Consider the following 17887-nt stretch of genomic DNA (forward strand, 5'->3'; position numbering starts at 1 on the left):
CTGGAGCCCGTACGTCACGGGCGCCGCCCGTCCGGTCACCGTCTTCCGCGGACCGGCCCGGAGGGGGACGGTGCCGGCCGGCCCGGCAGGGACGGCGTCGAGGTACCGGCGTCGGGGCCACGGCGTTCGAGGCCCGTGTCCCTCCGGGCTGTTCCGGAGTCCCCCGCACCGCGGCGGGCCGCCCACGCCTCCTCCTGGGCCGTTCGCTCGCGTTCCTCCCCTTCGTCCCTCGAAAGCCGTCGCCGTTTTCCGCACAGGTGCCCGACTGCGGGCACGGGCCGTCGGGCATCATGGCTTCCGACGGGCGGCAAGTGAGGGGATCTCGAATGGACCAGAGCGCACACCTTCCGGAGGAGCCGCAGGCCCCGCAGTTCCGGCTGGACGCCCTCCTGGAGGACCTTCAGGAGCAGGTGCAGCGTGGGCGCGGCACCCAGAACCGGGTGCACACCCTCCTCGAAGCGGTCCTCGCGATAGGCAGCGACCTCGACCTGGACGTGGTGCTGCGGCAGATAGTGGAATCCGCGGTGCAGCTCGTCGACTGCCGCTATGGAGCGCTCGGCGTCCTCGGCGACGAGGGCGGCATCAAGCAGTTCATCACCGTGGGCATCGACGAGGAGACCATCGCCGGCATCGGTCACTACCCCCGGGGAGAGGGCATCCTCGGCCTGCTGATCCGTGAGCCCCACGCCCTGCGGCTCCCCGTGCTGAGCGACCACCCGGACTCCGTCGGCTTCCCGCCCGGCCACCCCCCGATGACCACGTTCCTCGGCACCCCCGTACAGGTCCGCGACAAGATCTTCGGCAATCTGTACCTGACGGAGAAGCACGGCGGGGCCGAGTTCGACGCCGAGGACGAGGCGGTGCTGCGCACGCTCGGCGCGGCGGCCGGCGTGGCCATCGACAACGCCAGGCTGTACGACGACGCCCGGCGCCGTGAGCGCTGGCTGGCCGCGAGCAGCGAGCTGACCCGCAACCTGCTGTCGGGCGCCGATCCGGTCGACGTGCTGCACGCGTTCACGGCGACGGTACGGGAGCTGTCGGACGCCGATCTGGTCACTCTGGCGCTGCCGCTGACCGGGACCACGGACCTGGTCATCGAGTCCGCCGAGGGACTCGACGCCGACCGGGTGCGGGGGCTGACCCTGCCCGACGGGACGAGCCTGGCGGCAAAGGTGTACGCCTCGGGCGAGAGGATCGTCAGCGCCTCGCTCAGCGAGGACCCGCGCACCGGGACGGGCAGCGCGTCGGTCCTCGACCTCGGCCCGGCGTTCGTCATCCCGCTCGGCACCCAGGGGCGGGTGCGGGGGGTCCTCCAGGTCGCGAACCGGCAGGGCGGACCGGCGTTCCCCGACGCCACCATCGACATGATCGCCGGGTTCGCCGGGCACGCCGCGCTGGCCCTGGAGATCGCCGAGCACCGCCGTGACGCGGAACAGCTCCTCATCCTCAACGACCGTGACCGCATCGCGCGTGACCTGCACGACCTGGCCATCCAGCGGCTCTTCGCCGGCGGGCTCAGCCTGCAGTCGGTCCTCAACCGCCTCGCCGACCGGCCCGACGTGGCCGAACGCGTCCAGCGGGTGGTGGACGACCTCGACGACACGATCAAGGTCGTACGTTCCACCATCTACGCCCTGCGGGAGAGCGACCGGTCCGACGGCGCCTCCGGTCTGCGCACCCGGCTCGTCACCGAGGTGGGCCGCGCGGCCGAGACGCTGGGCTTCGCCCCCGCCCTGCGCATGAGCGGGCTGCTCGACACCGACGTGCCCGACGAGCACCGGGAGCACGTGGTCGCCGTCCTGCGCGAGGCCCTGTCCAACGCTGCCCGGCACGCCCACGCCACCGCCGTGGAGGTCACCGCCGAGGCCACCGCCACCACGCTGCGGCTGCGGGTGGCGGACAACGGCCGCGGCATCGGCCCCGACGTCACCCGCCGCAGCGGTCTCGGCAACATCGGCACCCGCGCCGAGCACCTCGGCGGCACCTGCGCCCTGACGGCCAACGAGCCGAGCGGCACCGTCCTGGAGTGGACGGTGCCGCTGCCCCAGAACGAGGACTGAACCGCGTCCTCCCCGGCCCGCGCGCTTTCAGCGCCGGTCGGCCGGGGCCGGGCTGTCGTCGATGAAGCCGCCGGACTGGTGGCGCCACAGCTTCGCGTAGGCGCCGTCCGACGCGAGCAGTTCCTGGTGCGTGCCCTGTTCGACGATCTTCCCGCGGTCGAGGACGACGAGCCGGTCCATGCCGGCGACCGTGCTCAGCCGGTGCGCCACCACGAGCGCCGTACGCCCCTCCATGAGCCGCCACAGCGCCGACTGGACGAGGATCTCGCTCTCGGAGTCCAGAGCGCTGGTCGCCTCGTCGAGCAGCAGGATCGGCGCGTCGCGGAGGATCGCGCGGGCGAGGGCGACCCGCTGGCGCTGGCCGCCGGACAGTTTGATGCCGCGCTCCCCGACCATGGTCGCGAAACCGTCCGGCAGCGCGTCGGCGAACTCCGTGACGTGGGCCGCCTCGGCCGCGCGGCGGATCTCCTCGTCGGTGGCGTCCGGCCGGGCGAAGGCGATGTTGTCCCGCAGGGTGCGGTGGAACATCGCCGGGTCCTGCGGCACGTACGCGATCAGGCTGCGCAGGTCGGCCTGACGCAGCCTGCTGATGTCCTGGCCGCCGATCAGGATGCGGCCGCCCTCGATGTCCGTCATCCGCAGCAGCAGCCGGGTGAGCGTGGTCTTGCCCCCGCCCGACCGGCCGACCAGACCGATCTTCGCCCCGCCGGGCACGTCCAGTTCGAGCCCGCTGAAGAGCGGTTCGGCGCCGCCGTGGGCGAAGGTGACCTGGTCGAAGCGGACGTCGGCGTCGCCGGGGCGCAGCGGCTCCGGGACGACCGGGTCGAGCACGGTCGGCGGCGTCATCAGCAGCTCGGTGAACTGGGCGGCCTCCGTCATCGAGCTCTCCAGCCGCCGGTAGATCTGGTTGAACTCGAACATGATCCGGGTCGCGTTGGCGTAGTACGTGAACGCGACCACCACCGCCTCCACGCCGTGCCCGCCGCCGCCGAGCGTGACCGCGAGCAGCAGACCGAGCGCGTTGGTCAGGACGGACATCGGCGCGACGAACGTGTCGATGCGCAGGTTGCCGTAGTCCCACGACCGGAGCATGAGCCGCCGCGACACCGCGACCCGGGAGCGGTGCTCCGCCGCCTCGCGCTCCTCGGCGGCGAAGGCGCGGACGGTGTCCATGTTCATCAGGCTGTCGGCCACATGGCCCGAGACCCGGGCGATCGCCTCCTCCCGCTCTTCGACGAGGGCCTGGCGGCGGCGGATGAGCGGCACCACGCACGCTCCCGTCACGGCGATCATCACCAGCAGGCCGACGACGAGCAGCGGTTCGTAGCGCCACAGCACCACCGACCCGAAGACCAGCGGCACGAGGCTTCCCGCGACCTGGAACGTCATCGTGTCGACGAACTCCTCGAAGCGGGAGGCGAAGCTCAGCACCCGCTTCGTCAGCGAGCCGGCGAAGTTGTCGTGGAAGAACGAGGCGTCCTTGGCGAACAGCTCGTCCATGCCGATCACGTACAGCCGCTCGACGCCCAGGGCGTCCAGGCGGTTCAGACAGTGCAGGCCGAGGCGCCAGAACGTCTCGGCGAGAAGCAGGACGCCGCCGAAGGCGAGGACGTACGGCAGGGCGGTACCGGCGGACACACCGCTGCCGTCCTCCGCGATGCGGCCGACGAGCTTGGCGACGACGAGCGGCGCGACGTAGCTGATGCCGATGTTGCCCAGCGCCGGCAGCAGCATGCCCGGCACGGCCAGCCGCCGGAGCCTGCGCAGTTCTCTTCCGTAGTAGCGGAGTGCGAGGAGGACCGGGCCCTTGCCCGGTAATGCCTTGCGCGGTTCAGGAGATGCCATCACAACCCTGTGTCGTCGTACGGCTGCCCGCCGCACCGCCCGGGCTCGCACGCCCTGGTTCCCCAAGGCGTCGATGTCCGGACATGGGAAGGCAAGAGGTTACATAATCCCGTGACGGCGGACACCTGGTCCAAGCGTTTTTCTCGGCCATCGGCGGCCTCGCTCCGGTGGCAGGAGCTCGTCGGCGGGGGTTGGATCGGTCCGACGGATCGTTGCCGACTCATCGAGGTGTTCCGTCGTGACGGATGGAGACCGTTCGCAAGCCGACCCGACGGTCGAGGAGCTGGGGGAAGCGCTCCTGGACGCGCTGTTCTCCCGGTCTCCGGCCGGCCTGCACATGTACGACCGGCACCTGCGGCTCGTGCGGGTGAACACCGCCGCGCGCACGATGCGCGACTTCCCGATCGACCGCATGATCGGACGCTCCCTGTCCGAGATACTCGACGCCTTCGACGTCCCCGACCGCGGCCTCGTCGAGCGCACCGCCCGGCGGGTGCTGGAGTACGGCAGCCCCGTGTTCGACCTGCCCGTCCGGCTCCGCAGCCGGCGCGAGCCCACCGTCGAGGCGGTCGCCTCGGCCACCGTTCTGCGGCTCCAGCGCCCCGACGGAACCGTGATCGGGGTCGCCGCCGCGCTGACCGACGTCACCGCCCGGGTGAGGGCCGAGGCGGATCTGCGGCTGTTGAACGAGGCGGCCACCCGGGTCGGCACCACGCTGGACGTGTTCCGCACCGCCGCGGAGTTCGGCGACCTCGCCGTCCCCCGTCTGGCCGACACCGTGACCGTCGACGTCTACGACACGGTCGTGCGCGGCCACGCGCCGACACCCGAGTCCCGCGACCAGGGGGCGGCCCTGCGACGCGCGGGGTTCCGCTCCGCGGCCGGACCCGAGCACGAGGGCGTGCCCAAGATCGGCGAGGTCACCACCTATCCGCCCGCCACGCCCTACCGGGCCGCCCTGGACACCCTGGCGCCCAGGCTGGTCAACGGGCTGAACCCGGATACCTCCTGGCTCGACCCGGGGCGGCGGCGCGACGCCCGGATCCTGACCTCCGGTGTGCACTCGATGCTGCTCGTTCCCATCAGGGCCCGGGGCCTGGTGCTCGGACTGGCCTGTTTCTACCGGTGGCGCAATCCGACCCCGTTCGACGACAAGGACCTGGCCCTGGCGGAACAGCTCACCACCCACGCCGCCCTCTGCCTGGACAACGCCCGCCAGTACGGACGCGAACGCTCCACGGCCCGCATCCTCACCGGTCGGCTCACCCATCCCGAGACGCCCGGAACCGCCGCGGTCGACCTCGCCCACACCTACCTGCCCGCCGGGACGGGCGGCGCCTGGTTCGACGTCATCCCCCTGTCCGGAGCCAGGATCGCGCTGGTCGCCGGGGACACGACCGCGGAGGCGGACGCCGCCGACCCCGCGGCCATGGGCGAACTGCGGGCCGCGATCGAGGCACTGTCCGATCTCGACCTGCCACCCGACGAGATCCTGGAACGCCTGCACGACCTCGCCAGCCGTCCCCAGCCGGTCCCGGCCGGCGCGCCCGGCCTCCCCGCGCCCGACACCGCCCCGGCGAGCTGTCTCTACGTCGTCTACGACCCGGTCACCCGTCTCTGCACGGCGGCGAGCGCGGGACACCCGGGCCCCGTCCTGGTGCACCCGGGCGGAGACGTCGAAGCACTCGACATCGATCCCGGCCCCCCGCTGGGCCAGGGCATCGCCCAGTACCGGTCGACCGAACGCGCCCTGCCCTCGGGCAGCACCCTGCTGCTCTACAACACCGCCCTCCTGGACGGTTCCCCGGTCATGACGCGGTCGCTGCCGAGCCGGATCGCCGAGGCCGCGCCCGGCCGGTTCCTCCAGGCCCTGTGCGACTCGCTCGCCCTCGACCTGTGTCCCGACCCGCTCGCCCACGACGCCTTCCTGCTGCTGGCCCGCACCCGCACCCTCGGCCCGGACCAGACCAACGCCTGGACCTTCGACAACGACCCCTCGGTCGTCTCCATGGCGCGCAAGGCCGCGACCGCCCAGCTGACCCGCTGGGACGTCGACGCCGACCTCGTCGGCAACACCGCGCTCATCGTCAGCGAGCTGGTGACCAACGCCATCCGGTACGCCGAGGGCCCGATCCGGCTGCGGCTCATCCTCGGCGACACCCTCACCTGTGAGGTCGCCGACGACAGCAGCACCGCCCCGCATCTGCGCCGGGCCCTGGACACGGACGAGCACGGGCGCGGGCTCTTCATCACCGCGCAGCTCACCCGCCGCTGGGGTGTCCGGGGCGACATCCGGGGCAAGGCGATCTGGGCCGAACAGGACCTCGTCCCGTCACCTCCGCCGTCGGTGCCGGAGAGGCACGCGCCCGTCGGAGCGGGGACACCTTGAGACGCGCGGGCCAGGGAACCGCGGACACCGTGGGACGTGGTGGCCGAGGCGGGCCCGGACAACGCCGAAGGCCGCCCTCTCGTCGATGAGAGAACGGCCTCGGACCTGCGACTACGGAGAAGACTCCAGTCGGGACGACAGGATTTGAACCTGCGACCCCTTGACCCCCAGTCAAGTGCGCTACCAAGCTGCGCCACGTCCCGGTGCCCGTCTGACCTGGGGTTTCCCCTGGCTGGACGCGCACGGAAACAATACCGCACTCATGCCCGTGGTCGCGCACCCGTTTTCCGCGGGCCGGGCGCCCGAGCGGCCTGTCCGGGCGGTGCTCCGGGGGTGTCCGGCGGCCTGGGAGCTGGGCCGTCGACCCGTACCAGGCCGCGTATCGCGGGCACCGAGAGCAGGGCCGCGCAGACGACGAGGGACATGACGCCGGAGACGAGCAGGACGTTGTCGGCACCGATGGCCGAGGCGGCGGGCCCCGCGAGCGCCTGGCCGACGGGCATCATCGCCAGGGAGCCCGCGACGTCGTAGGCGTGGATGCGGTTGAGGACGTCGGGGGCGACCTGCGTCTGCACGCTCGTCGCCCACATCACGCCCCACAGCGAGGTGCCCGCTCCGGCGACCGCCGCGCACGCCGAAACGGCCGGCACGCCGAACCCGGCCCCCACGGAGGCGGGGAAGCAGGCGAAGGCCAGCAGGGCGAGGGAACCGGCGCGCAGCATGCGGCGCGGACGCAGGCGCAGCGCGAGGAGTCCGCCGACGACCGTGCCCGCGCCGAGGGCGGAGTTGACCAGACCGTAGGCGCGCGGGCCGTGCGCCCGCACCATCTCGGTCGCCACCAGGGGGACGGTGGGACCCCAGACGGAGATCATGTAGACGCACCAGATCACGATGACGCCCCACAGCCAGGTGCGGGATCTGAACTCCCGCCAGCCTTCGGCGAGATCGGCCCTGAAGCCGCCGCCGCGGGGCCCGCTTCCGGGGGCGGCCGGGGGCAGGCGGAGCAGCAGCAGGCACAGGGCGCTCAGCGCGAAGGTGCCGGCGTGGGCCACGAAGACCCCTCCGGCGGAGGCGAACGCGACCAGCAGACCCGCCAGGGCGGGCCCGGCGAGCTGGGCTGCGGACTCGGCGATCCGGATGGCGCCGTTGGCCCCCTGGATGTCGGCGGCCAGGCGCGGGACGGTGCTGGCGACGCCGGGCTGGAAGACGGCGCCGGCCGCGCCGTTGACCGCGCCGATCACGCAGACCTGCCACAGGACCACGTGCCCGGTGAAGAAGAGGGCCGCGGCGACCGACTGGGCCACGAGCCGCACGAGGTCGGCGCCGATCATCAGCCTGCGGGTGCTGAAGCGGTCGGCGATCACTCCGCCGAAGACCACCAGTCCGGCGAAGGGGGCGGCCGAGGCGGCCATGGCGAGGCCGACGGCGCCGGCTCCGTACCCGTACCGCAGCAGTCCGGCGGCGAGGGCCACCGGCAGCATGGTCTCGCCGAGCCGGGCGAGGGCCCGTGCGACGAAGAACAGGACGAAGTCCCGCGACCAGACGGCCCGGGACCGGCCGCCGTCGAGGAGGCCGGCCCGGGACCGGTCCGTTCCGGACCGTCCGTCCGCCGCACGCCGCCCCACGTCCTCGCCCCGGCCCCCGCCGCGGGCACCGTCCGCCGAGTCGTCGCGAGCACGGCCCGCTCCCGGACCGCCCCCGCCCCGGGCGCCCGTCGCCGGACCGCTGCCGGTCGCGCCGTCGGGCGGCGCCCCGTCCCGCGGCTCCTCGTCCGAGGACGTCACGGTCATCCCGCTCGCACCCCTCCCCCTGCCCCGGCGGCTCCCCCACGAAGCCGCGCCGTCCCGCGCACGCCCCGATCCCGTCTCCGGATCGCGCACGTCCGCGGATCACGCCCGATCCGGATCATGCCACGGGGCGCCGACGGCGCAGAGGCGGTTTCAGTCGACGGACGGCAGGCCCAACTCGGGGTGGGCGTCGGCGAGTCGGGGCGGCGCCGCCTGACGCCAGGAGTCGGCGAGGATGGCGTGGAGTTCACCCTCGTCCTCCAGGGCGGCGAGCCGGGCCCGGACCCAGGCGAAGCCGGCCTCGTGGCCGGCGATCCAGAACTTCTCCGGCTCGGCCAGGACCAGTTCGTCGCGCTCCTCCTTCGGACAGCGCACGGCGATGGAGGTCTCCGCCTCGGGCAGGGTGGCGAACATCTTTCCCGCCACGCGAAAAGTGGGCATGCTCCAGGCGATCTTCTCCGTCGTGTCCGGCAGGGAAAGGGCGATACGGCGTACGTCTTCGGCATCCGGCATGAGACGCACGCTAGCCAATGCCACTGACATCGACGCGGCGAAGCACGACGTCAGCCGCCGTCGGCGGGCACTCCCGGCCGCTTGTAGAAGATCGTCGTCGGGCGCAGTCCGCCCGAGGGCGCCGCCGCGTAGTCGGGTATCTCCCCGATCCGGGTCCAGCCCGCCGACAGGTACAGCGACTCGGCGGGGCTGCCGGTCTCGGTGTCCAGGTGGAGGAGGGTGATCCCCGCGGCGGCGGCTTCCGTCTCGGCGGTCGCGAGGAGCGTACGGCCCACCCCTCGTCCCCGTCCGTCGCGGTGGACCATCAGCTTGACGAGTTCGGCGCGGTGGCGGCTGTTGGGCTTGTCGGGGAAGGCGAGGGCGACGGTACCGAGCAGCCGGCCGTCGACGTGGGCCGCCCAGACCGCGTGGCACCCGGCGAGGACCGCGTCCGCGCGCTCGCGCCACCAGGCGACGGCCGCCGCGTGGCCGAGCGGGGCGAGGAATCCGACCGAGGCGCCGCCGTTCACGGTGTCGGCGAGCAGGTCCGCCAACTCGTGCACCACTTCGTGGAGTTGAGCTGCGGTGAGGCGCGAGACGGTGATCACGGCAGCACCACCGCCAGCGCGTACCGCACGTCCGCGGGGCCGGGACAGCGGAAGCGGGTCGGCCCCCACACGCGCAGCCGGAGGCAGTCGCCGGCGCCGAGACGGTGCCCGACGCCCTCCGCGGTCACGTCGAGACTGCCGTCGAGGACCCAGACGTGCTGCTCGAGACCGGGTACGGGAGGCCGGTCGTACGCGATGTCCGCGCCCGCCGCGAGCCGTCCCTCGACCAGTTCGCCGCGCAGCCCCGGGTGCGGCGGGGACACCGACCGCCGGACGAACCCGGAGGCCCGGTCCGTCCAGACCGTCTGGTCGGCGGCGCGGACCAGGAGCGCGGACTCCCGCTCGACCTCGCTCAGCAGCTGCGACATGGTGCGCCCGTACACATGGCAGAGGCGGTTGAGGAGGGAGGCCGTGGGGCTGATCTCGGCACGCTCCGCCCGGGAGAGGGTCGATCTGCTGATCCCGCTGCGCTCCGCCAGCTCTCCCAGGGTCCAGCCCCGTTCCGCCCTCAGCTCGGCCAGCCGCGCCCCGAGCCTGACGTCGACCGCGCCATCGTCCTCGTTTCCCATATTCGGGATGCTATCTCGAATATGGGAAACAGTTTGGTCAGTCGACCGTGGCCGCCCGCGTCAACGCCTCCAGGACGGGCCGGATCAGCGGATGGTCCTCGGCGCCGCGGCGTACGGCGGCGAAGACGCGGCGGGTGGGGGCGACGCCGTCCACGGGACGCACGACCACGCCCGTGAGCTCCATGCCGCGCAGCGCCGAGCGGGGCACCAGGGCGACGCCCGCGTCGGCGGAGGCGAGGGCGACGACGGCGCGGAAGTCGTCCGAGGAGTGTTCGAGGCGTGGCTGGAACCCGGCGTTCTCACAGGCCAGGACGACCACGTCGTGACAGGGGTTGCCGGGGTACGGGCCGATCCAGGGGTCCTTGGCCAGCTCGGCGAGGGGCACCTCCGCGGCGTCGGCCAGCCGGTGGGTGACGGGGACGACCGCGTCGAAGGGCTCGGCGTACAGCGGGACGTGCGTCAGACGCGGGTCGTCGGCGTCCGGGGCTCCGCGGTACTCGACGGCCACCGCGATGTCGACCTGCCGGTCGAGCACCATCGGCAGGCTGGCGTCCCCCTCGGCGTCCTGGACGCGGACGAGGATGCCGGGCGAGGTGACGGCGAGGCGGGCCAGCGCGGGGGCCACGACCAGGCCGATCCCGGTCGCGAAGGAGGCCACGGTGACCGTACCGGCCGACCCGGCGCTGTACGCGGCCAACTCCGCCTCCGCACGCTCCAGTTGGGCCAGCACGGCGTTGGTGTGGCCGAGCAGGATCTCCCCGGCGGGGGTCAGCCGCACCCCCTTGGCGCCGCGCTCGACGAGCCGGTGGCCCGTCTCCTGCTCCAGGGCGGTCAGCTGCTGCGAGACCGCCGAGGGCGTGAGGTACAGCGCGGCGGCCGCCGCCGTCACCGTGCGGTGGTCGGCCACCGCACGGAGGATGTGGAGCCGCCGCGCTTCGATCATGCGACCGATTCTCTCAGGTCACACGCGCTTTCCGGCCATCCGGCCGGTGTGCGCCCCCCTCGTGAGGGGGGCGCGCCGGCCGTCAGGCGTCGAGCTCCGCGCGCGCCGCCACGAAGGCGTCCACGGCCCGGTTCACGTCCTCGGTGGAGTGCCCCGCGGAGAGCTGTACGCGGATACGGGCCTTCCCCTGCGGGACGACCGGGTAGGAGAACCCGATCACGTACACGCCACGCTCCAGGAGCAGCTCCGCCATGCGGCCGGCGACGGACGCGTCACCGATCATGACGGGGGCGATCGCGTGGTCGCCGGGGAGGACGTCGAAGCCCTCCTCGGTCATCCGGGAGCGGAACAGCGCGGTGTTCTCCGCGAGCCGTACCCGCAGGTCGTCGGCGGACTCCAGCAGGTCGAGGACCTTCAGCGAGGCCGCGGCGATCACCGGGGCGAGCGTGTTCGAGAAGAGGTACGGGCGGGACCGCTGGCGCAGCAGGGCGACGATCTCGGCGCGGGCCGCGACGTAACCGCCGGAGGCGCCGCCGAGGGCCTTGCCGAGCGTGCCGGTGATGATGTCGACGCGGTCCATGACCCCGTGCAGCTCGGGGGTGCCGCGGCCGCCGGGGCCGACGAATCCGACGGCGTGCGAGTCGTCGACCATGACCATCGCGTCGTAACGCTCGGCGAGGTCGCAGATCTCGTCGAGCGGGGCGACGTAGCCGTCCATCGAGAAGACGCCGTCGGTGACGATCAGACGGCGGCGCGCGCCGGAGGCCTCCTTGAGCTGCGCCTCCAGGTCGGCCATGTCCCGGTTGGCGTACCGGAAGCGGCGCGCCTTGGACAGCCGGATGCCGTCGATGATCGAGGCGTGGTTGAGGGCGTCGGAGATCACCGCGTCCTCGGCGCCGAGGAGGGTCTCGAAGACACCGCCGTTGGCGTCGAAGCAGGAGGAGTAGAGGATCGTGTCCTCCTGGCCGAGGAACGCGGACAGCCGCGCCTCCAGCTCCTTGTGCACCTCCTGCGTACCGCAGATGAAGCGCACGGAGGCCATGCCGTAGCCCCAGCGGTCGAGCGCCGCGTGGGCGGCGGCGACGACCTCGGGGTGGTCGGCGAGACCGAGGTAGTTGTTCGCGCAGAAGTTGAGGACTTCACCGGGGCGGCCGCCCGCGGTGACGTTCACGGTCGCGGACTGCGGGGTGCCGATGACCCGCTCGGGCTTGTGCAGCCCGGCGGCGCGGATCTCGTCGAGGGTGGTGCGCAGGTCGTCACGGACGGAGTCGAACATCATCAGTTCCTTAAGTCCTCAGAGGGTCCAGTCGAGAATGACCTTGCCGCCACGGCCGCCTGCCGCGTCGTCGAACGCCGCCTCGTAGTCCCGGAACCCGTAGCGGCCGGTGATCACGGGCATGAGGTCGAGGCCGCTCTCCAGGAGGACCGACATCGCGTACCAGGTCTCGAACATCTCCCGACCGTAGATGCCCTTGATCGTGATCATGGAGGTGACGATCCGGGCCCAGTCGACCGGGAACTCCTCGGACGGCAGGCCCAGCATCGCGATCCGCCCGCCGTGGGTCATGTTGGCGATCATGTCGCGCATGGCCTCGGGGCGGCCGGACATCTCCAGGCCGATGTCGAAGCCCTCGCGCAGGCCGAGGGTGCGCTGTCCGTCGGCGATCGTCGAGCCGGCGACGTTGAGGGCGAGGCTGACGCCGATCTTGCGGGCCAGTTCCAGGCGCTCCTCGCTGACGTCCGTGATGACGACGTTGCGGGCACCCGCGTGACGGGCCACGGCCGCGGCCATCAGGCCGATCGGTCCGGCGCCGGTGATCAGGACGTCCTCGCCCACCAGCGGGAAGGACAGCGCGGTGTGGACGGCGTTGCCGAACGGGTCGAAGATCGCGGCGACGTCGAGGTCGACCGGGACGCGGTGCACCCACACGTTGGAGGCGGGCAGCACGACGTACTCCGCGAACGCGCCGTCACGGCCGACGCCGAGGCCCACGGTGGCACGGCAGAGGTGGCGCCGTCCGGCGAGACAGTTGCGGCACTTCCCGCAGACCAGGTGGCCCTCGCCGCTGACGCGGTCCCCGACGTTGATGTCGGTGACGTCGCGGCCGGTCTCGACGACCTCGCCGACGAACTCGTGGCCGAGCACGAGGGGCGTCTTGATGGTCTGCTGCGCCCAGCCGTCCCAGTTGCGGATGTGCAGGTCCGTGCCGCAGATCCCGGTCCTGAGGACCTTGATCAGTACGTCACCGGGGCCGGCCTGCGGCTCCGGGACGTCCGTGAGCCAGAGTCCGGGCTCCGCCTTCTCCTTGACCAGCGCCTTCACTCGTACGGCTCCTGTGCGTGCGGCCCGGGAGCGGGCACGCCGAAGCGGTCCCGTACCGGGGAGAGGGGTGAATTCACCCAGGAATCTGCCGTACGACGGCACCCTGGGTCCATCGAGGATTTCTTAAGCGCGGCCCCAGCTTTCCTTCACGCCCGCTCTCTGCCGGCCCGTCCCGGGGCCGGTCGCCGGGGCGGCCGCGGCGGTGCGGGGCAGGGCGAGGAGGCGACGGCGGGGGCGGTGGTGCCGGGCACGGCTACGGGGACATGGGGCACCCCCGTTCCACGGGTGCTCGGCGGCTGCTTCGGCAAGGGGTCCCGGCATACGTCACAGGATGGGTCCCGGGCGGCCGACGGAGGCGGATCCGCGTCCCGGCGCGTCGTCAGATCCCGTGATCCTCTTCCCGCCGCACGAGCTGTCCGGCCAGCTCGGCCGCCATCGCCTTGATCGTCTCCAGGCCCGCCCTTCCCCAGGGGCGCGGCTCGACGTCCACGACGCAGATCGTGCCGAGGGCGATGCCGCTGCGGTCGAGCAGCGGGGCGCCGAGATAGGAGCGGACACCGAACTCGTCGACGACCGGATTCCCGGCGAAGCGCGGGTAGTCGCAGACGTCCTCCAGGACGAGCGCCTTGCGGCGCACCACCACGTGGGGGCAGAAGCCGTGGTCCCGGGCCATGTAACGGAGTTCGTTCCCGGCCGCGGCGGCCGCGAGCCGGCCGCCCCCGGCACCGCCGTCCGGGGTGTGCAGCCCGGCGAAGAACTGCCGTTGCTCGTCGATGAAGTTGACCATCGAGTACGGTGCCGCGGCGACCTGCGCGAGCCGGTCCGCGAAGGCGTCGAGGGCGGGCTCTGAACGCTCCCCGAGGCCCAGCCGGCGCAGGCGTCGCACCCTGGCCGGGGCGTCCTTGTCCTGCGGTGTCAGCAACAGCCGGCCGGCCGGCCGCGACGGGTCGTACGTCATGCGCGGGCTCCCTGGCTCGGGGTGTGGGCGGGCGCGTGGGCGAGGAGGTGGCGGACCAGGGTGAGCAGGGTCTGCACTCCCGAGCTGGAGATCCGGGCGTCGCAGCACACGACGGGGATCTGGGGGTCGAGGTCGATGGCCGCACGCACCTCGGCCGGGTCGTAGCGGTACGAGCCGTCGAACTCGTTGACCGCGACGACGAACGCGAGACCGCGCTGTTCGAAGAAGTCGACGGCCGCGAAGCAGTCCTCCAGGCGCCGGGTGTCGGCGAGGACCACCGCGCCGAGCGCGCCGTCGGAGAGCTCGTCCCACATGAACCAGAACCGCTCCTGTCCGGGTGTGCCGAACAGATAGAGCACGTGTTCCGGGTCCAGGGTTATGCGGCCGAAGTCCATCGCGACGGTCGTCTCGACCTTGTTCTCGATCCCGTCGAGCCGGTCGGTCGAGGCGCTGACCGTGGTCAGCAGCTCCTCCGTGCTGAGCGGCGCGATCTCGCTCACCGCCCCGACGAACGTCGTCTTGCCGACCCCGAACCCTCCCGCCACCAGGATCTTCAGCGCGGTGGGGAACGGGTCAGAGCTGTCGTCGTAATCCATCGAGCACTGCCTCCAGAAGGGACCGGTCAGTGGGGTTGTGGTGGAACCGGGGGGGCTTGGTGGTCAGCGCCCCGCAGTCGACGAGGTCCGACAGCAGCACCTTGGTGACCGCGGCCGGCAGCTTCAGATGGGCGGCGACCTCCGCGACCGAGACGGGTGCCCGGCAGCGTTCGAGCGCCTGGCCGTGCTCGGGACCGAGGTAGCCGAGGGGTGTGGCTCCGGTGGCCATGACCTGGGAGAGGAGGTCGAGCGCGGTGCTCGGCCGGGTCCGTCCGTCGCTGACCGTGTAGGGGCGCACCAGGCGTCCGGCCGCGGCGTCGAGCCAGGGCCCGTCGCCGGCCGCGGCCGCGCTCAAGACCTCGTCGCCGAGGGTTCGACGGCGTGCTGCCGGGGCGCGGTGACCAGGTAGGGCCGGACGCTCTTGACCAGCATCGCCATCTCGTAGCCGAGGACGGCCGCGTCGGCCTCCCGGCCCGCGAGCACGGCGAGACAGGTGCCGGATCCGGCCGTGGAGACGAACAGCAGGGTCGAGTCGAGTTCGACCACGACCTGGCGCACCTCGCCGCCGTCCCCGAAGCGCACGCCCGCGCTGCGCCCGAGGGCGTAGAGGCCGCAGGCGAGCGCCGCCATGTGGTCGGCGCTGTCCGGGTCGAGTCCGTGGACCGACTTCACGAGCCCGTCGCTGGAGAGCAGGACCGCGCTGGTGGTGTGGGGTACGCGCTGGACGAGGCCGCTCATCAGCCAGTCGAGGTCGGACACGTGGCCGGTCGGCACATCGCTCGCCATGGGGGATCGACTCCTTGAGGTACGAAGGTCTGCGGGAGCGGTGGGGGTGGGTGCGGGGGTGGTCATCCGGCCGGTGTGCTCCCGTCGTGCCGGGTGGTGCGGTCGTGGCCGGACTCGGGGTCGTGGGCAGCTCGCGGTGCCGGCGCGCGCGTCGCGCGCGCCACGTCCGGGTGGGCCGTCGGCGTGCCGTCCTCCGGGGGTGCGCCGGGGAGGCCGCGGCCGTCGGCGGGGGTGCCGGCGGGCAGGGCCCCGCGTTCCGGGGCGGTGCCCTCGCCGCGCGGTGCCTCCGGGTACGCCCGGTCCGGGAAGGAGGCCGGGGCGGCCGGCGGGACCGGGGAGGGCTCCGGCCGCTCCCGGCGCGCGGGCTCCGTGTGGGCGGCCTCCGCGAGCCCGATGCCGCGCTGGAACGCGGCCATGAGCCCGGGGTCGTGTCCGACGAGGTACTCCGCGACCGGGCGGGGGGCCTGGCCCTCGCGGAGCTGCGGGACGATGTGCTCCTGGGCGCGCCGCTTGGGCAGGCCGGGCCTGCCCGTGGTGCCGCGGACGGCTCCGGCGCGCGGTGCGTGCGGCACGGCCGCGTTCTCGGCGGCGGTGGGGCGGTCCTCGGGGCGGATGCCCGGTACGGCCTCGGCCGGGTTGGGCCGTTCGGCACGGGCGCCGCGCACCGGGAGCGGTCCCGTGCCGCGCGCCCCGGGCGGCACGTCCGCGCCGTGCGGAGCCGTCCGTTCCCCTCGTACGGGCTCCGGCAGGGGCTCGCGCGGCGGCTGCCGGGGCACCACGGACGCGGGCACCGGGAGCGGCGCCTCCGGTGTGCGCGCCGGCGCGGGGCCGAGGGCCGGCCGGTGCCCTCCGTTCGTCCCGTGCGGCGGCGCCGGTGTCGCTCCCGCCTCCTCGACGGCCTCCGGTACCGGGCCCAGCAGGCCCTGGGGAACCACGAGGACGGCCTGGACACCGCCGTAGATGTTGCTCCGGAGCCGTACGTGGATGCCGTGCCGGCGGGCGAGCTGCGAGACCACGAACAGGCCGATGCGCCCGTCCTGGAGCAGGCCGGCGACGTTGACCTGGTCGGGGTCGGCGAGCAGGGCGTTCATCCTGTCCTGCTCGGCCGTCTGCATGCCGAGTCCGCGGTCCTCCACCTCGATGGCCAGTCCCGAGGTGACGTGGTCGACCCGCAGCAGCACCTGGGTGTGCGGGGCGGAGAACACGGTGGCGTTCTCGACGAGTTCGGCGAGCAGGTGGATGACGTCGGCGGCCGCGTGGCCGCGCAGGGTGCCGTCGAGCGGGGGCACCAGCTTGACCCGCGAGTACTGCTCGACCTCGGCGATCGCGGAGCGCAGCACCTCGGTCACGGAGACGGGGTTGCTCCACTGCCGGCGCGAGACGGCGCCGCCGAGCACGGCCAGGTTCTCGGCGTGGCGTCGGATGCGGGTGGCCAGGTGGTCGACGTGGAAGAGCCCTTTGAGGAGGTCCGGGTCCTCGATCTCGTTCTCCAGCTCGTCGAGGATGGAGATCTCGCGGTGCACGAGGGACTGCAGGCGCCGGGCCAGGTTGACGAAGACCTCGACCTTCTGTTCGCTGCCCGTCCGGCTGGAGAGCCGCGCGGCCTGCACGACGGCCGCGACGGCGCCGTCGTGGGCGCGGGAGAGGTCGGCGGCGAGCAGTTCGAAGTCGTCGGCGTCCGCGGGCGGGCGGCGGCGCCTCCTGCGGGCGGGCGGGTCCTCGCCGCGGCGCAGTCCCTCGACGACGGCGTGCAGGTCGGCCTCGGTGCGGGCGCTCGTGCGGCGCAGGGCTCCTATGCGTTCGCGTACGGACGTGGCGGCGCGATCGGCCGCGACGGCGGCGGTCAGGACGGCGGCCAGGGCCACGCCCGCCGCTCCGGCGATCACGGCCCACAGGGCGGTTCCCGGCCTCGCGCCGGTGGAGCGGACGGTGAACAGTACGGCGGCGCACGCGCCGAGGGCCACGGCGGTCGGCGGCAGGACCGCGAGGCGCAGGAGCTGGGGCCGCAGGTGCGTCTCGGGCGGCGCGAGGGGGGCGCGGGCGGCCGGGCGGCCGTGCCGCCCGGCCTCGCGGCGGTCTGCGCGTGCGGCCGGTGCGCGAAGGTGAGACATCGGCGTCCTCGTACTGGATGCGTCGGGGGCACGGAGCTCCCGCGGTTCCGCGACTCGGGTGCGTGCCGTCGCGGTGCCGGTCGAGAGAGCCGAAGAAATCGGCCCTGCGTCGCCCGTCGGCAACTGACAGTAGTCGCCAACGCATCATGTGCGGTGGGCTGTTGACAAACTCCCCCAGGTAGCGTCCCGCTCTGGTATGAGGCGTCGCACGGCTGACCGATACCCCGCTCGGACACCCGTTCGCGCCGGAATCCCGATTCGATCAGAGCTGGTCAGAAGCGGTCGTACGCAAACGGCGGGGGGCGGGGGGGTCCCCGCGACCCCCCCCCCCCCCCCCCGCGCGTCCTGTTAAAAAAAAAAAAGACCACCGCCAACACCAAAAAGAACAAATCAACAGATCGATAGAATCCAGAGGTGGGG

15 protein-coding genes and 1 tRNA gene are annotated in these 17887 nt (G+C 73.1%); 2 read left to right on the top strand and 14 right to left on the bottom strand.

The features are described from left to right. Positions 1-326: 326 nt before the first annotated feature. Positions 327-2060: a GAF domain-containing protein gene (locus tag ACFW6B_RS26840; protein WP_386599612.1), complete on the top strand. Its 1734-nt coding sequence runs from the start codon at positions 327-329 to the stop codon at positions 2058-2060. A 27-nt stretch (positions 2061-2087) separates the two neighbouring features. Here the strand turns inward: ACFW6B_RS26840 and ACFW6B_RS26845 are convergent, their stop codons facing one another. Beyond that, positions 2088-3905 carry an ABC transporter ATP-binding protein gene (locus ACFW6B_RS26845; protein ID WP_386599614.1) on the bottom strand — a complete coding sequence of 606 codons (1818 nt, stop codon included), beginning with the start codon at positions 3903-3905 and terminating at the stop codon, positions 2088-2090. Positions 3906-4143: 238 nt separating this feature from the next. Between ACFW6B_RS26845 and ACFW6B_RS26850 the strand changes: the two genes are divergently transcribed. Next, positions 4144-6294: a SpoIIE family protein phosphatase gene (locus ACFW6B_RS26850; protein WP_386599616.1), complete on the top strand. Its 2151-nt coding sequence runs from the start codon at positions 4144-4146 to the stop codon at positions 6292-6294. Between the two features lie 129 nt (positions 6295-6423). Here ACFW6B_RS26850 and ACFW6B_RS26855 read toward each other — a convergent pair. The 13 genes from ACFW6B_RS26855 to ACFW6B_RS26915 form a co-directional block, all read right to left on the bottom strand. Continuing rightward, a tRNA-Pro gene (locus ACFW6B_RS26855) sits at positions 6424-6497 on the bottom strand. Positions 6498-6554: 57 nt separating this feature from the next. Then, complete coding sequence (locus ACFW6B_RS26860) at positions 6555-8084, bottom strand: MFS transporter (protein ID WP_386599618.1); 1530 nt, start codon at positions 8082-8084, stop codon at positions 6555-6557. 150 nt (positions 8085-8234) lie between these two features. Next, positions 8235-8594: an MmcQ/YjbR family DNA-binding protein gene (locus tag ACFW6B_RS26865; RefSeq protein WP_386599620.1), complete on the bottom strand. Its 360-nt coding sequence runs from the start codon at positions 8592-8594 to the stop codon at positions 8235-8237. A 50-nt stretch (positions 8595-8644) separates the two neighbouring features. After that, a complete protein-coding gene (locus ACFW6B_RS26870; protein WP_386599643.1) occupies positions 8645-9178 on the bottom strand; it encodes a GNAT family N-acetyltransferase in 534 nt (177 codons plus the stop codon). Beyond that, positions 9178-9750, bottom strand: coding sequence for a helix-turn-helix domain-containing protein (locus ACFW6B_RS26875; protein ID WP_386599622.1), 573 nt, complete (start codon positions 9748-9750; stop codon positions 9178-9180). Before ACFW6B_RS26875 ends, ACFW6B_RS26870 begins: the two co-directional genes overlap by 1 nt. A gap of 37 nt (positions 9751-9787) precedes the next feature. Further along, positions 9788-10693, bottom strand: a complete 906-nt coding sequence (locus tag ACFW6B_RS26880; RefSeq protein WP_386599624.1) for a LysR family transcriptional regulator — start codon at positions 10691-10693, stop codon at positions 9788-9790. A gap of 82 nt (positions 10694-10775) precedes the next feature. Further along, positions 10776-11969, bottom strand: a complete 1194-nt coding sequence (locus ACFW6B_RS26885; RefSeq protein WP_386599644.1) for a glycine C-acetyltransferase — start codon at positions 11967-11969, stop codon at positions 10776-10778. 18 nt (positions 11970-11987) lie between these two features. Then, positions 11988-13016: an L-threonine 3-dehydrogenase gene (tdh, locus tag ACFW6B_RS26890; protein WP_386599626.1), complete on the bottom strand. Its 1029-nt coding sequence runs from the start codon at positions 13014-13016 to the stop codon at positions 11988-11990. 379 nt (positions 13017-13395) lie between these two features. Beyond that, complete coding sequence (locus ACFW6B_RS26895; protein WP_386599628.1) at positions 13396-13974, bottom strand: GAF domain-containing protein; 579 nt, start codon at positions 13972-13974, stop codon at positions 13396-13398. After that, the gene (locus ACFW6B_RS26900) at positions 13971-14570 is read right to left on the bottom strand and encodes an ATP/GTP-binding protein (protein ID WP_386599630.1); all 600 of its coding nucleotides are present in this window, start codon (positions 14568-14570) and stop codon (positions 13971-13973) included. Before ACFW6B_RS26900 ends, ACFW6B_RS26895 begins: the two co-directional genes overlap by 4 nt. Continuing rightward, positions 14548-14925 carry a DUF742 domain-containing protein gene (locus ACFW6B_RS26905; protein ID WP_386599631.1) on the bottom strand — a complete coding sequence of 126 codons (378 nt, stop codon included), beginning with the start codon at positions 14923-14925 and terminating at the stop codon, positions 14548-14550. Before ACFW6B_RS26905 ends, ACFW6B_RS26900 begins: the two co-directional genes overlap by 23 nt. After that, the gene (locus ACFW6B_RS26910; RefSeq protein WP_386599633.1) at positions 14922-15356 is read right to left on the bottom strand and encodes a roadblock/LC7 domain-containing protein; all 435 of its coding nucleotides are present in this window, start codon (positions 15354-15356) and stop codon (positions 14922-14924) included. The genes ACFW6B_RS26905 and ACFW6B_RS26910 overlap by 4 nt, the downstream gene beginning before the upstream one ends. A 62-nt stretch (positions 15357-15418) precedes the next feature. Further along, entirely contained in the window at positions 15419-17467 is a 2049-nt protein-coding gene (locus tag ACFW6B_RS26915; RefSeq protein WP_386599635.1) for an ATP-binding protein, read from the bottom strand. Positions 17468-17887 lie beyond the last annotated feature (420 nt).

The organism is Streptomyces sp. NPDC058751 (genome assembly GCF_042746485.1).
Taxonomy (GTDB): domain Bacteria; phylum Actinomycetota; class Actinomycetes; order Streptomycetales; family Streptomycetaceae; genus Streptomyces.

Bases quoted from the DNA above. Each gene is read 5' to 3' on its own strand.
- ACFW6B_RS26840 (WP_386599612.1), top strand. From the start codon at position 327: ATGGACCAGAGCGCACACCTTCCGGAGGAGCCGCAGGCCCCGCAGTTC.
- ACFW6B_RS26845 (WP_386599614.1), bottom strand. From the start codon at position 3,905: ATGGCATCTCCTGAACCGCGCAAGGCATTACCGGGCAAGGGCCCGGTC.
- ACFW6B_RS26860 (WP_386599618.1), bottom strand. From the start codon at position 8,084: ATGACCGTGACGTCCTCGGACGAGGAGCCGCGGGACGGGGCGCCGCCC.
- ACFW6B_RS26865 (WP_386599620.1), bottom strand. From the start codon at position 8,594: ATGCCGGATGCCGAAGACGTACGCCGTATCGCCCTTTCCCTGCCGGAC.
- ACFW6B_RS26875 (WP_386599622.1), bottom strand. From the start codon at position 9,750: ATGGGAAACGAGGACGATGGCGCGGTCGACGTCAGGCTCGGGGCGCGG.
- ACFW6B_RS26880 (WP_386599624.1), bottom strand. From the start codon at position 10,693: ATGATCGAAGCGCGGCGGCTCCACATCCTCCGTGCGGTGGCCGACCAC.
- ACFW6B_RS26885 (WP_386599644.1), bottom strand. From the start codon at position 11,969: ATGTTCGACTCCGTCCGTGACGACCTGCGCACCACCCTCGACGAGATC.
- ACFW6B_RS26895 (WP_386599628.1), bottom strand. From the start codon at position 13,974: ATGACGTACGACCCGTCGCGGCCGGCCGGCCGGCTGTTGCTGACACCG.
- ACFW6B_RS26900 (WP_386599630.1), bottom strand. From the start codon at position 14,570: ATGGATTACGACGACAGCTCTGACCCGTTCCCCACCGCGCTGAAGATC.
- ACFW6B_RS26910 (WP_386599633.1), bottom strand. From the start codon at position 15,356: ATGGCGAGCGATGTGCCGACCGGCCACGTGTCCGACCTCGACTGGCTG.
- ACFW6B_RS26915 (WP_386599635.1), bottom strand. From the start codon at position 17,467: ATGTCTCACCTTCGCGCACCGGCCGCACGCGCAGACCGCCGCGAGGCC.